The sequence below is a fragment of the Pseudoalteromonas piscicida genome (assembly GCF_002744175.1).
GTDB lineage: Bacteria > Pseudomonadota > Gammaproteobacteria > Enterobacterales > Alteromonadaceae > Pseudoalteromonas > Pseudoalteromonas piscicida_B.
This window is the reverse complement of the sequence record NZ_NKHF01000029.1, coordinates 42,517-56,215: the sequence shown is the minus strand read 5'-3', so window position 1 is coordinate 56,215 and position 13,699 is coordinate 42,517. Positions and strand designations below refer to the sequence as shown.

General features: G+C 42.8%; 11 protein-coding genes. 8 read left to right on the top strand and 3 right to left on the bottom strand.

Translation table 11 applies throughout. The annotated features are described in order from the left end of the window. Positions 1–135 precede the first annotated feature (135 nt). On the top strand, positions 136–1,806 hold the full coding sequence (asnB, locus tag CEX98_RS07050) for an asparagine synthase B (RefSeq protein ID WP_099641396.1): 1,671 nt from the start codon (positions 136–138) through the stop codon (positions 1,804–1,806). Positions 1,807–1,844: 38 nt separating this feature from the next. Here the strand turns inward: asnB and pssA are convergent, their stop codons facing one another. Next, complete coding sequence (pssA, locus tag CEX98_RS07045; protein ID WP_099641395.1) at positions 1,845–3,170, bottom strand: CDP-diacylglycerol--serine O-phosphatidyltransferase; 1,326 nt, start codon at positions 3,168–3,170, stop codon at positions 1,845–1,847. 287 nt (positions 3,171–3,457) lie between these two features. Here pssA and trxB point away from each other — a divergent pair, with 287 nt between their 5' ends. The 4 genes from trxB (at position 3,458) to infA (ending at position 6,455) form a co-directional block, all read left to right on the top strand. After that, positions 3,458–4,411, top strand: a complete 954-nt coding sequence (gene trxB, locus CEX98_RS07040; protein ID WP_099641394.1) for a thioredoxin-disulfide reductase — start codon at positions 3,458–3,460, stop codon at positions 4,409–4,411. Between the two features lie 95 nt (positions 4,412–4,506). Further along, positions 4,507–5,223 carry a leucyl/phenylalanyl-tRNA--protein transferase gene (gene aat, locus CEX98_RS07035; protein ID WP_099641393.1) on the top strand — a complete coding sequence of 239 codons (717 nt, stop codon included), beginning with the start codon at positions 4,507–4,509 and terminating at the stop codon, positions 5,221–5,223. Further along, positions 5,216–5,947 (top strand): arginyltransferase, encoded by a 732-nt coding sequence (locus tag CEX98_RS07030; RefSeq protein ID WP_099641392.1) that lies wholly within the window; start codon positions 5,216–5,218, stop codon positions 5,945–5,947. The genes aat and CEX98_RS07030 overlap by 8 nt, the downstream gene beginning before the upstream one ends. Before the next feature lie 289 nt (positions 5,948–6,236). Beyond that, positions 6,237–6,455 (top strand): translation initiation factor IF-1, encoded by a 219-nt coding sequence (gene infA / locus CEX98_RS07025; protein ID WP_058029687.1) that lies wholly within the window; start codon positions 6,237–6,239, stop codon positions 6,453–6,455. A gap of 495 nt (positions 6,456–6,950) precedes the next feature. On the opposite strand, the gene clpA is transcribed toward infA, so the two are convergent. Then, positions 6,951–9,215: an ATP-dependent Clp protease ATP-binding subunit ClpA gene (gene clpA / locus CEX98_RS07020; protein WP_099641391.1), complete on the bottom strand. Its 2,265-nt coding sequence runs from the start codon at positions 9,213–9,215 to the stop codon at positions 6,951–6,953. Between the two features lie 28 nt (positions 9,216–9,243). Next, on the bottom strand, positions 9,244–9,561 hold the full coding sequence (clpS, locus tag CEX98_RS07015) for an ATP-dependent Clp protease adapter ClpS (protein WP_099641390.1): 318 nt from the start codon (positions 9,559–9,561) through the stop codon (positions 9,244–9,246). A gap of 200 nt (positions 9,562–9,761) precedes the next feature. Between clpS and cspD the strand changes: the two genes are divergently transcribed. From cspD to CEX98_RS07000, 3 genes are all read left to right on the top strand, one after another. Next, positions 9,762–9,980 carry a cold shock domain-containing protein CspD gene (cspD, locus tag CEX98_RS07010; RefSeq protein ID WP_099641389.1) on the top strand — a complete coding sequence of 73 codons (219 nt, stop codon included), beginning with the start codon at positions 9,762–9,764 and terminating at the stop codon, positions 9,978–9,980. Positions 9,981–10,616: 636 nt separating this feature from the next. Then, complete coding sequence (locus tag CEX98_RS07005; RefSeq protein WP_099641388.1) at positions 10,617–12,836, top strand: NADP-dependent isocitrate dehydrogenase; 2,220 nt, start codon at positions 10,617–10,619, stop codon at positions 12,834–12,836. Between the two features lie 110 nt (positions 12,837–12,946). After that, complete coding sequence (locus CEX98_RS07000; RefSeq protein WP_099641387.1) at positions 12,947–13,615, top strand: pseudouridine synthase; 669 nt, start codon at positions 12,947–12,949, stop codon at positions 13,613–13,615. The last annotated feature ends 84 nt before the right edge of the window (positions 13,616–13,699 follow it).

The window sequence follows — 13,699 nt, the reverse complement described above, 5'->3', positions numbered from 1 at the left end:
ACATTTTCGCTATTTCATTGTGTGACTTATCAAATTATTTTTGGTAGAACTGAACTAACCCAATGGCGCATAAGTTGGCATTGGCAATAATAATTTGTTGGTATAAAACCAACACATCGATAGGAATGAGGAAATATGTGTTCAATTTTCGGCGTACTTGACATTAAGACCGATCCCCTTGCCCTTCGCGAGCAAGCGATCGAAATGTCAAAAAAACTAAGACACCGAGGTCCTGACTGGTCCGGGGTGTATTCAAGTGAAAAGGCTATTCTAGTTCACGAGCGTTTGGCCATTGTTGGGGTATCTAGCGGTGCACAACCTTTATTTAACCCAGAAAAGACGCATATTTTGGCGGTCAATGGTGAGATTTATAATCACAAAGAACTTGCCAAATCACTGACGGTCCCCTTTACATTTCAAACACAGTCCGATTGTGAAGTGATTTTAGCCCTTTACAAACAAAAGGGCCCTGAGTTTTTAGATGATCTCAATGGAATTTTTGCGTTTTGTCTTTATGATGAAACCGAAGACGCTTTTTTAATCGGTCGAGACCATATTGGGATCATTCCACTTTATACCGGCCGCGATCAGAGTGGCAATCTCTATGTCGCCAGTGAAATGAAGGCATTAACCCCAATTTGTACACAAATTGAAGAATTCCCTCCTGGTCACTATTGGTATTCAAAAGAAGGAGGTCCTAGGCCTTACTACCAACGCGATTGGCAAGATTTTGCGGCAGTTAAAGATAACCAAGCAAGTCCAGAGGCGGTGAAAAATGGCTTAGAAGCGGCGGTTAAACGCCAACTTATGTGCGATGTTCCATACGGTGTGTTGTTATCCGGTGGCTTAGATTCGTCGGTCATTTCAGCCATTACACAGCAGTTTGCAGCAAAGCGTATTGAAGATGACGACGCATCTGATGCATGGTGGCCAAAGCTGCATTCATTTTCAATCGGCCTAGAAGGCTCGCCTGATCTCGCTGCAGCACAAAAAGTAGCGGATAAGATTGGTACAGTGCACCACCCTATTCACTTTACCGTACAACAGGGTATTGATGCACTGAAAGAAGTGGTTTATCACTTAGAAACCTATGATGTAACTACCATTCGAGCTTCTACGCCAATGTATCTCATGGCGCGCTATATTAAAGCGATGGGGATTAAAATGGTGCTGTCGGGCGAAGGCGCTGACGAGCTGTTTGGTGGTTATTTATATTTCCACAAAGCGCCTAACGCTGAAGAATTTCATAACGAGCTAAATCGCAAAGTCTCGAAACTCCATATGTTTGACTGTTTACGTGCTAATAAATCCATGGCTGCTTGGGGCGTGGAAGCAAGGGTGCCATTTTTAGATAAAGAGTTTGTAGATATCGCCATGCGCACTAATCCAGACTACAAAATGTGTAAAGATGGTCGTATTGAAAAGCATATTATTCGCGAGGCATTCGACGGTTACTTGCCAGATGACGTACTGTGGCGCCAAAAGGAGCAGTTCTCTGATGGTGTTGGCTACAGCTGGATTGATTCGTTAAAAGACTATGTTGAGCAGCAAGTGAGTGATAATGATTTGGAAAATGCACATTACCGTTATCCAATCAATACACCAGATAGTAAAGAGGCTTATTACTATCGCACCATTTTTGAGTCGCACTTTCCGGGTGAAGCCGCAGCTAAGTGTGTACCACATGGTAAGTCAGTGGCATGCTCAACACCAGAAGCGCTTGCTTGGGATGAGGCATTTCAACGTAATGCCGACCCATCGGGTCGAGCAGCAAGCTCACACAATGAAGCGTATAAGCAACAATAATCAATAAAAAAGGGACTAACGTCCCTTTTTAACTAGCATTAAATAAAGCGTTTAATAATAAAGTCGACCTTAACGCGCTTGGCTTGACCAAGTAGTTTTTTAACTGGTGCAGGATAATCAGCCAGTGTTTCTAGGTCTTCATGGCTTTCGATCCTGCGACTATGCGTTAAAATAGCTTGCTTTTCCAGTTCGATTTGAGGGAGTAGCGACTTATCAGGGTCTTCAATCAAGATCCCGTTTTCAATATCCAGGCCCCACGCTCTAGGATTGAGGTTGTGACCACTCATTAAATGGGTGTCCCCATCTTTACTAACGCCTTTGAGATGAAATGAGTTATTGCCATCTTGCCAAAGGTATACGTCTAGTAGTCCCGCGCTAATAAAACGTCGCTGCGATTTGATAAACTTGTACAAAATCGTTTCGTATAGATAAGGCAAGGCACCAATTCGACTAAATGGTTGATCGGGACTAATGTAAAAGTCGTTTGCAGTCTTATCACCAACCACTATTGTCACTTTTTTACCTGTTTTCAGTAAGCGACGTAATGAACGTAGCAAAGGCGCCGGAAAATTAAAGTAAGGTGTATACAGGACCAACTCATGTTCAGTGGTATCAAACAAGGCTTTAATCAAACGATTTAATTTATTCGTTCTGCGGCCAAAGCCTAAAAATGGTCGAACTGTTAGACCGCTTTTACTGGTGGCATTAGAAATATCATAGCTGGCCTTTTTAAGCTGTTTCATCAGCTGCTTTTGATCTGCCCGAATATCCAACAAGGTAGGTAAAGGTCTCACATCTAATCTTGGCACTGCATCAGATGCAATAAGTACATTATCTGTAAAGTGACAAAAGCTGTCAGCCAATTGAGCTTGCTTGATCACAAAATAGCGATCGAGACGGTATTTTTCGCCCTGATGTAAGTAGACGTTATTTAAACTAGCGCCGCTATAAAGCAAAATATCATCTATTACAAACCCTTTGAGGTGCAGCACACCAAACAACTCTTTTGCCTTGACGGGTACGCCATACACTTGAACTTGCGTACCGAGTTGTTCTTTTAAATCGCAATAAAGTTTGGCATTGCCTTCAGACTTTTCAGCACCAATAAGCCCTCGTTGAGCACGATGAAAATCGACTAACACTTTTACGGTTAAGTCTGGGTTTTGCTTCGCGGCTTCATGCAACGCATGCAATATTTCACGACCGGCCTCATCATCTTGAAGATAAAGTGCTGTGATATAAATACGTGTCTTCGCCTGCGAGATTAACGTTAAGAGTGTCTGATGATATTGTTTAGCATCAGTTAACACCTCACAATCTTGCGCACTTAGCCCAAAGCCTGGGGTATTCTGCCAAAATGCCATATGTACCTTTTCAATTAGACTATCAACTCGTGATAGCAAAACAAAATTCTCTAAAACATATCAAAAAAATTTCGTGAGGTCATGAATTACTGTCGTTTTTTGACTTTAGCTTATCGGATTGCTCAATGTATAGACAGTTTAAATCACAACAGTACAAATTTTTTGACAACTTTCCAATTTACAACAAATCGGATTACGTTTTTTTATTTACTTCCCTATTGAATTACATAGAATCGAACAAACTTTTGCTTAATAGCATTTTTTAGAATATTAGTTAGGAAAATTACATGAGCGATGCAAAACACTGCAAACTGTTGATTCTAGGTTCAGGCCCTGCAGGTTATACGGCGGCAGTATATGCTGCGAGAGCTAACTTAAACCCAGTACTTATCACTGGCATGCAGCAAGGTGGTCAGCTGACAACAACAACAGAAGTTGAAAACTGGCCAGGTGATGCACATGGTCTAACGGGTCCGGCACTAATGGACCGAATGAAAGAGCATGCAGAACGCTTTGAAACAGAAATTATTTTTGATCATATCAACAAAGTCGATGTGACCAAACGCCCGTTTACATTAACAGGTGATCAAGGCACATATACTTGTGATGCACTGATTATCGCAACTGGCGCTTCGGCGAAGTATCTTGGTCTTGAGTCAGAAACAGCATTCCAAGGTCGTGGTGTATCTGCATGTGCAACATGTGACGGTTTCTTTTACCGTGGCCAAAAAGTTGCTGTTGTAGGTGGTGGTAATACTGCGGTAGAAGAGGCACTGTACCTTTCAAATATCGCTGAAGAAGTACATGTTATTCACCGTCGTGATTCTTTCCGCAGCGAAAAAATACTTGCTGACCGTCTAATGGACAAAGCGGCTAATGGTAACGTGGTACTGCACCTAAATCGCACACTAGACGAAGTGCTTGGCGACGACATGGGTGTAACCGGTATCCGCATCAAGGACACTGACTCTGATGCAACTGAGCAACTAGATCTTGCTGGTGTGTTTATTGCGATTGGTCATAAGCCGAATACAGATATGTTTGAAGGCCAGTTAGAAATGAAAGATGGCTACTTAGTGGTTCAGTCTGGTTTACATGGTAATGCCACACAAACAAGCGTTGAGGGTGTTTTTGCTGCAGGTGACGTGTCAGACCATATCTATCGCCAAGCAATCACTTCTGCCGGTACTGGATGTATGGCAGCACTAGATGCTGAACGCTTCCTAGATAGCCAAAAGTAATTTAACCGACCTATCGGGTCAGTAAACACTGGCCCGCTTTCCTCCTAGCCTCAATTTGCTATATTGAACTAAATAGCAGTCCTATAGTTTGTTCTATGATCCAACAATTGTTTCACTTGTCTTATGACGATTTTAGATTTCCACCTAATCATTACGCTTTATTGGAACCTGATGGCCTCTTAGCTGTTGGAGGTTGCCTGCAGGTCGAGCGATTAAAACAAGCATATGCCAATGGTATTTTCCCTTGGTTTAATGAAGGTGAGCCTATTATGTGGTGGAGCCCAAGCGAGCGTGGCATTCTTGAATTGAACGACTTTCATTGCGGTAAAACACTAAGAAAGGCTCAACGTAAGCTAAACCCAACAATCACTGTTAATACAGCTTTTGATAAAGTAATAGAAGCTTGCCGCAATCAAAGAATGGCGGCAGAGGGAACCTGGATCACCAACGCCATGCTGAATGCTTACCAGCAAGCGCACATTCAGGGTATAGCGCATAGTGTAGAAGTCTGGCATGAGGAAAATTTGGTTGGCGGGCTATACGGTATTATGCAGTCAGGCGTGTTTTGCGGGGAATCTATGTTCCACACAATACCCAATGCCTCCAAAATGGCGATGTGGGCATTAGTCAATTGGATGACGGCACACAATGCCCACTTTATTGATTGCCAACTAGAAAATCCTTATTTAACAAGTTTAGGATTAAAAGTTGTACCAAGGACTGAGTTTTTGACTAGACTTAAATTGGCGGATCAATTTGAGATCCCAACATCAATGTGGCAGCCTCAGGAGTTGAAAGCTATCTATGAATGAACACTTTCCTTCTAAAATTGGACTGAGCCAACAATTTAGTTGTAGTTATTTACCTGAGCAGAAGGAACAGTTACTGGTTATTCTCGACCCGAATTGTTACAGCCCAGATAGGTTTGAACAGTTACTAGCGTTAGGTTTTCGTCGCAGTGGGGATCAAATATACCGACCACACTGCCCTGCGTGTTCAGCTTGTCAGTCAGTTCGAGTATTAGCTGCGCAATTTAAACCAAGCAAATCACAAAAACGTAAGCGTAATAAAGTTAAGCAAGACTACCAAATTGTTGTGAGTCATCAAGAGCGTCCAGAATATTACCCATTGTATGAAAAGTACATTACAGTTCGACACAGTGATGGCTCAATGTACCCGCCTAATCACTTACAATATGAAAGCTTTTTGTTTTGCCGTTGGATGAACATTATTTTTGTTGAATTATGGCACCAAGACAAACTTATCGCTGTCGCAGTGACAGACTCGATGCCAAGTTCATTATCAGCTATCTACACTTTTTTTGATCCTGATTATGAAGACTTAAGTATTGGCACTATCATGATCATGGCGCAAATCGAACAGGCAGCAAAACAAAATAAACCTTACTTATATTTAGGCTATCAAATTGATGAGTGTAAAAAAATGCGCTACAAAACGCAGTTTCTTCCAGCTCAGAAATTGGTTAAAGATATCTGGCAAGATATCGACCCTAAAGCGACTACGCCCTGCGGATAACCAGATAACGCTCCCTTGTAGTACACTATCGAAAAGGAGTTCCAACCGCATTACCACTCATGGTTAAATTCCAACGTTACTAGACGATTTAGTTATGCTAAAATCTAGTACTTGCCAATTCTGTTCATATCATTCAATTGAACCATAGTGGCAAATAAGCAGAAAATTTAAGGTGTAGAGGCTGAAAACAAGTGCAAACTAACAAAAAATCGGCTTGTAACTTTACTTATTCCCCGCTTTTGGGCAAAATCTGCATCGTTTAATTTAACCAAGAGGTGATACGCTACACATGGCGAAAGAAGACGTAATTGAAATGCAAGGCACAGTCCTTGATACGCTACCAAACACAATGTTCCGTGTTGAACTAGAAAATGGTCACGTGGTTGTTGCACATATTTCTGGAAAAATGCGCAAAAACTACATTCGTATTTTGACTGGTGACAAAGTTACCGTTGAAATGACGCCTTACGACCTAACAAAAGGACGTATTGTCTTCCGTGCTCGTTAATCTGCGTGTGTAGATTTGTACTAAGTTGATGCTGTAAACTCGTTGATACCCAAGAAACCTCATCAAAATTGAAGTTATTTAGGTATAGCCAAGTTCATTCAAACAATTAGTATACACGAACGACTAACACTGAGTTTAAGCCGACATGGCTAGTATTAAACTGAGTGATAACAAAGAGCCCAGTCTGTCTGGGCTTTTTGTCGTTTACACTACAACCATATCGAACTGCGATTCTGATATGCTATACGCCATCAGGAAAAAGCCAGCTTTAGCACAGCGTATCTCTGCGAGTATCTCCCTGCATAGTTATTAAGAGCACTTCGCTTTTCTAACTTTTCTATTCGACCCGAAATCTTACAGTGAACCAAAATCAAGCTGTCACCTTCCCATAAAGCGCGACATGCACCACCTGACAAAGCGACAAAGTAAAACTACCACACAACAAAAAGCCCAGCTTAGCTGGGCTTACAAAAACTATCACAATAAGTCGTGCGCTTACGCAGAGACGGCTTCCGTTTGATAGTCAAAAGACAGTTTATTGTCTTTTACTGTCACCTTAACCGTACCACCATCAGCTAATTGGCCAAATAGAATTTCGTTCGCCAGTGGCTTTTTCAGATTATCTTGGATCACTCTCGCCATTGGACGTGCCCCCATGGCTTTATCATAGCCGAGATCTGCTAGCCAGTCTCTTGCTTGTGTGGTGAGCTCAAGGTTCACTGATTTCTTATCAAGCTGCGCCTGAAGTTCTACAATGAACTTATCAACAACTTGCAAGATAACCTCTTTTTCAAGATGGTTGAACCAAATAATATTATCTAGACGGTTTCTAAACTCCGGTGTAAACACCTTATTGATTTCCACCATGGCGTCATGAGTATAGTCCTGTTGCTGGAAGCCAATCGACTGACGAACCGTCTCTTGTACCCCTGCGTTTGTTGTCATTACTAACACAACATTTCTGAAATCAGCTTTACGACCATTGTTGTCGGTTAGCGTACCGTGATCCATAACTTGTAGCAAAATGTTATAAATGTCCGGATGCGCCTTTTCGATTTCATCGAGCAACACTACGGCATGAGGATGCTTAATTGCGGCCTCAGTTAGCAATCCGCCCTGTTCAAATCCAACATACCCTGGAGGCGCACCAATTAGGCGACTCACCGCATGGCGTTCTGCATATTCCGACATATCAAAGCGAATAAACTCGATTCCCATACACTTAGCAAGCTGCTTAGTCACTTCGGTTTTACCCACCCCAGTTGGACCTGCAAATAAGAACGAGCCTACTGGCTTGTCTTCATTAGCCAGTCCTGAGCGTGATAAGCGAATTGCTGATGTAAGTGCATCAATTGATTCGTCTTGGCCAAACACCAACATCTTCAAATTGCGATCTAAGTTCTTCAGTGTTTCTTTATCGCTGGATGATACACTTTGCTGTGGAATACGGGCCATCTTAGAAACAATGGCCTCAATATCAGAGACATTGATGGTCTTTTTACGTCTAGAAGACGGCTGCAATCTCTGATTAGCACCAGCCTCGTCGATTACATCTATCGCTTTGTCAGGCAAGTGACGTTCATTGATGTATTTCGCACTGAGCTCTGCGGCAGCTTTCAGCGCTTTTTGTGTATAGCGAATGCCGTGGTGCTCTTCATACCGCTCTTTTAAACCATGCAAAATCTTTGTGGTGTCTTCAACGCTAGGCTCCACGACGTCAATTTTTTGAAAACGACGAACCAAGGCTCTATCTTTTTCAAAGATATTCTTGAACTCAGAATACGTGGTAGATCCCATACAACGAAGCTGTCCACTAGACAACAATGGCTTAATCAAGTTAGACGCATCCATCACTCCACCCGATGCCGCACCGGCACCAATAATTGTGTGGATTTCGTCGATAAATAAAATCGCATGGGGCTTAGACTGCAATTCTTTAAGTAGCGCTTTAAAGCGTTTTTCAAAATCACCGCGATACTTAGTACCAGCAAGCAGGGCCCCCATGTCTAATGAGTAAACAACGGCATCAGCGATAACATCTGGTACTTGGTTGTTAACAATACGATAGGCAAGCCCTTCAGCGATAGCCGTTTTACCAACCCCAGCTTCCCCGACCAAAAGCGGGTTATTTTTCTTACGGCGACATAAAACCTGTACCGTACGCTCTACCTCTTCATCACGACCCACTAACGGATCGATGCGACCTGACTCGGCCTGAACGTTGAGGTTCGAGGTAAAGTTCTCCAGCTTGGTTTTTTCTTCCTGTTGTATATCACCACTGTCGTCTTGCATCTCCTCATGATCTTCTTGCTCGTGTTCATCTTCGATTTTAGAAATACCGTGGCTGATGAAATTAACAATATCTAAGCGACTCACGTCGGCTTTTTTAAGGAGATAGACAGCTTGACTCTCTTGTTCGGAGAAAATTGCAACTAGTACATTCACCCCAGTCACTTCAGAGCGGCCTGAGGATTGAACATGGAATACGGCGCGTTGCAACACACGCTGAAAGCCAAGTGTAGGTTGTGTTTCTCTGTCTTCCTCTAAATCAGGAATAACAGGTGTCGTTTCATCAATAAACTCTGATAACTCGCGCTTTAACGTGTTCATGTCGACACCGCAGGCATCTAGCGCTTCACTAGCAGAGGGGTTATCGATCAATGCAAGTAATAAGTGCTCGACAGTCATAAATTCATGACGACGAGAACGAGCCTCACGAAACGCGGCGTTAAGAGTAAGTTCTAAGTCTTTGTTTAGCATTGGCAACCCCCAACAAGATATTAATAGGTCATTCCTGCTCACAACTACAGAGCAGCGGGTGCTCGTTGTCACGAGCATATCGGTTTACCTGCTCAGCCTTGGTACTGGCTATGTCCGCAGGGTATACTCCACATACCGCTTTTCCCTTGTGATGCACTTCAAGCATCACCTCAGTTGCTCTCTCGCTATCCATATTGAAGAATGTCGTCAATACCTCGACAACAAAATCCATGGGCGTGTAATCATCATTATTCAAAATCACTTTATATTTTCGCGGCGGTTGAAGTTTTTGCTTCTGTTCCTCGCGAACGGCGTCCAATACACCAGAATCTTTTGTCCCACTCATAATTAAATATAGTCTTGTCTTATATACTCAAGCAAATAGATTTGAGAAATAAATAAAATGTTAAAAAAAAGAGCAAAAAACTTGACTGCTTGCTCATATAAACTACAGTCTTACATGACTGTCTAATCTATGGGCAGTTTAGCAAAATTAAAAGAGTAGATTAACTTTAATTTAGTCAACTTATAGAAGGATGTAGAAGTATGGCTTGCGGAAAAGTCAAATGGTTCAATAACGCCAAAGGGTTTGGTTTCATCGTAGAAGACGGCAGTGACGAAGATATCTTTGCTCATTACTCAACGATTGTAATGGATGGATACAAGACGCTTAAAGCTGGTCAGGATGTATCATTCGAGCTACAAAAAGGGCCCAAGGGTCTGCACGCGACCAACATCGCACCGATCACGGAAGATGTTGTTTAAGTGTTAGTAGTTTTTGGCTAAAGCGGGTTACATTCGTGCTCGCTTATTCCTCTCCCCGTTAACCTATCCCCTTTAGATCAATTCAGTCTTCAACATATGCACCAGTCGCTTACTTAGCGTTTTCTTATAGAAATTGTTATAACTTTTCACTTTTACACTTTAAATTTAATAATTAGCCCCCATATGCAATCACTGTTAGACTAAAGCACGCTTGCAATCTCTATCATAGGTTGGTTAGATATTTCTACTTTAGCATGTATCGCTTGCTTCATCGCAAATGACTACATGCACTAAAAGAGTAGCAATACCTAATAAACTTGCTAACGCAACGCACGTATTGCCAGTTGATATAATTAAACAGACAAGTTGGAGGCGAAGCACACTATTTGTTAGCCATAAAGAGATTTTTATTCATCTTAGACAAAAATCGTCAATAAGGTTGACTCAGTGCAGCGTATCCACACTACACGTAATTATTTCAATAGGCTCTGAGCTGTAGGTCGTATGTTGGACTTTGCTCAGGTTTGTCGCTCACGCTCCCGTATTAACGGTGAGTATTGAGCACTTAACACTGTGTTGCTTAGTCCTAATAGCAATTGTTGAACGGCGCAAGCCCACAACTATCTAGGAATGATGATGACATCGAAAATTATCTATACCAAAACAGATGAAGCACCAGCATTAGCCACTTATTCGCTACTGCCAATCATCCAAGCATTCACCAAGCCTGCAAATATCGAAGTAGAAACGCGCGATATTTCGTTAGCAGGACGCATCATTGCGATTTTCCCTGAATATTTAAAAGAAGAACAACGCATTGGTGATGCATTAGCAGAATTGGGCGACCTCGCAAAAACGCCTGAAGCAAACATCATCAAACTACCTAATATCAGTGCATCTATCCCACAACTACGTGCAGCAATCAAAGAATTGCAAGCAAAGGGCTATGCATTGCCAGAGTATCCTTCAGAACCAAAAACTGAGGAAGAGAAAGAAGTTAAGGCACGCTACGACAAAATTAAAGGTAGTGCAGTAAACCCAGTACTTCGTGAAGGTAACTCTGACCGTCGTGCACCGACGTCTGTAAAAGGTTACGCACGTAAAAACCCACACTCGATGGGCGCCTGGTCAAAAGACTCAAAGTCTTATGTAGCATCAATGACTGACGGTGACTTTTTCGGTTCTGAGCAATCAGTAACGGTTGCTGAAGCAACAGATGTTCGTATTGAACACGTGGCGAACAATGGCGATATCACAGTGCTAAAACAGAGCACACCGCTACTTGCAGGTGAGATCATCGACGCGTCACGTATGAGTGCAAAAGCATTACGTGAATTCTTAGCAGCACAAGTGCAAGAGGCAAAAGAAAAAGGCGTGTTGTTCTCATTACATATGAAAGCAACCATGATGAAAGTGTCAGATCCAATCATCTTTGGCCACGCTGTTAAAGTTTTCTACAAAGAGGTGTTCGAGAAGCACGCCGCAACGTTTGCTGAAATCGGTGTTGATGCAAGCAATGGTGTTGGTGACGTTTACGCTAAAATCGAATCTCTAGATGATGCTAAACGTAAAGAAATTGAAGCAGACTTAGCAGCAGTTTATGAAACAGCTCCAGATATCGCAATGGTTGACTCCGACCGTGGTATCACAAACCTACATGTGCCAAGTGATGTGATCATTGATGCATCTATGCCTGCTGCAATTCGTTCAAGCGGCCAAATGTGGAATGCTGAGGGCAAGCAACAGGACACTGCTTTTGTGATCCCTGACCGTTGTTACTCAGGTGTTTACAGTGCGACTATCGACTTCTGTAAAGAACACGGTGCATTTGACCCTCGCACTATGGGTACTATTCCTAACGTCGGTCTAATGGCTCAAAAAGCAGAAGAGTACGGCTCTCACGATAAAACGTTTGAAGCACCATCAGCTGGCACAATTCGTGTAGTTGATACTGCAGGCAACACTTTACTTGAGCATGCAGTTGAAGAAGGCGACATCTGGCGCATGTGTCAGGTAAAAGATGCACCAATCAAAGACTGGGTGAAACTGGCGGTAAATCGTGCTCGCGCAACCAACACTCCAGCAGTATTTTGGTTAGACGAAAACCGTGCACACGATGCTGAGTTGATCAAAAAGGTTAACGCATACCTACCTGAGCATGATACAAGCGGCCTAGAAATCCTAATCAAAGCACCTGTTGATGCTACGCTTTACTCTCTTGAGCGTATGAAGAAAGGACAAGATACTATTTCTGTAACAGGTAACGTGTTACGTGACTACCTAACAGATCTTTTCCCAATTCTAGAGCTTGGCACTAGTGCGAAAATGCTATCTATCGTGCCACTAATGAATGGCGGTGGCTTATTTGAAACAGGCGCAGGTGGTTCTGCACCTAAGCATGTTCAGCAGTTCGAAAAAGAAAACCACTTACGTTGGGACTCTTTAGGTGAATTCCTAGCGACGGCTGCTTCTTTTGAACATTTAAGTCAAACAACAGGTAACGCTAAGGCACAGGTTCTTGCCGATACTCTAGATGCTGCAACAGCGAAATTCTTAGATGAAAACAAGTCGCCTTCACGTAAAGTGAAAGAACTTGATAACCGTGGTAGCCACTTCTATCTTGCAATGTACTGGGCACAAGAACTAGCCGCGCAAGATAAAGACACTGAGCTTAAAGCTAAGTTTGAGAAAGTAGCTGCAGAGTTAACAGCTAAAGAAGCGGAAATCGTTGCGGCCCTAAACGAAGTTCAAGGTCAAGCAATGGATGTTGGCGGATATTATCAGCCAGAAGACGATAAAGCGTTTGCGGCGATGCGTCCATCAGCTGTATTTAATGACATTCTAGCTTCACTGTAAGTGTTAGGTTAGATGACTAAAAGCGGCCTATGGCCGCTTTTTGCTTTCAGGCGACACATCTGCCTAATTACGTTAATATAGCGCTTTTCGTGAATACTAGGAATATGGCGATGAGCACAAGTAATAGAGCCAATACAAACAACCCCAGAACACAGCAACGGAAAAAACCACCTCACTCTCAACGCTCCAAGGCACGAAAACAACCATTCAATCAAAGACAATCGAAGCCTGCATTACCACCGGAACAAGTCAAAGTCGTATTATTTAACAAGCCCTTTGACGTTTTGTGTCAGTTTACTGATGATCAAAACCGCCAAACCTTAGCGGACTTTATCGACATTAAGGGAGTCTATGCCGCTGGTCGCTTAGACCGAGATAGTGAGGGATTATTGCTGCTTACTAACTGCGGAAAGCTACAAAACAAACTTACCTCCCCTAAAAAATCTACCTATAAAACCTATTGGGTGCAGGTAGAGGGTGAGCCTTCCGAACAGAGTCTCGACGCGCTTAGGAAAGGGGTTGAACTTAAGGATGGCGCAACCTTACCCGCAAAAGTAGAAGTAATGTCTGAACCGGATGTTTGGCCCAGAAACCCGCCGATCCGAGAGCGTAAAAATATCCCAACAACGTGGCTGAGCATTTCAATTAAAGAAGGTCGTAATCGCCAAGTTCGCCGAATGACCGCCCACGTCGGACATCCAACACTCAGGCTAATTCGCGCACAAATTGGGCAATATCAGCTCGGGGAGCTTAAAAGTGGCGAATATCGCGTACTCTAACGGGTTCTATACAGCGCAGTTGTACTGAGCTTGGCCGTCTCATGGACGTGCAATTTGAAGAGATTTGAGTATAATAAGCGCTTT

What these genes read in the sequence shown, in the direction of transcription:
- cspD (WP_099641389.1), top strand. Translation starts at nt 9,762, where the DNA reads ATGGCTTGCGGAAAAGTCAAATGGTTCAATAACGCCAAAGGGTTTGGT.
- pssA (WP_099641395.1), bottom strand. Translation starts at nt 3,170, where the DNA reads ATGGCATTTTGGCAGAATACCCCAGGCTTTGGGCTAAGTGCGCAAGAT.
- CEX98_RS07030 (WP_099641392.1), top strand. Translation starts at nt 5,216, where the DNA reads ATGAATGAACACTTTCCTTCTAAAATTGGACTGAGCCAACAATTTAGT.
- clpA (WP_099641391.1), bottom strand. Translation starts at nt 9,215, where the DNA reads ATGCTAAACAAAGACTTAGAACTTACTCTTAACGCCGCGTTTCGTGAG.
- CEX98_RS07000 (WP_099641387.1), top strand. Translation starts at nt 12,947, where the DNA reads ATGAGCACAAGTAATAGAGCCAATACAAACAACCCCAGAACACAGCAA.
- asnB (WP_099641396.1), top strand. Translation starts at nt 136, where the DNA reads ATGTGTTCAATTTTCGGCGTACTTGACATTAAGACCGATCCCCTTGCC.
- infA (WP_058029687.1), top strand. Translation starts at nt 6,237, where the DNA reads ATGGCGAAAGAAGACGTAATTGAAATGCAAGGCACAGTCCTTGATACG.
- clpS (WP_099641390.1), bottom strand. Translation starts at nt 9,561, where the DNA reads ATGAGTGGGACAAAAGATTCTGGTGTATTGGACGCCGTTCGCGAGGAA.
- aat (WP_099641393.1), top strand. Translation starts at nt 4,507, where the DNA reads ATGATCCAACAATTGTTTCACTTGTCTTATGACGATTTTAGATTTCCA.
- trxB (WP_099641394.1), top strand. Translation starts at nt 3,458, where the DNA reads ATGAGCGATGCAAAACACTGCAAACTGTTGATTCTAGGTTCAGGCCCT.
- CEX98_RS07005 (WP_099641388.1), top strand. Translation starts at nt 10,617, where the DNA reads ATGACATCGAAAATTATCTATACCAAAACAGATGAAGCACCAGCATTA.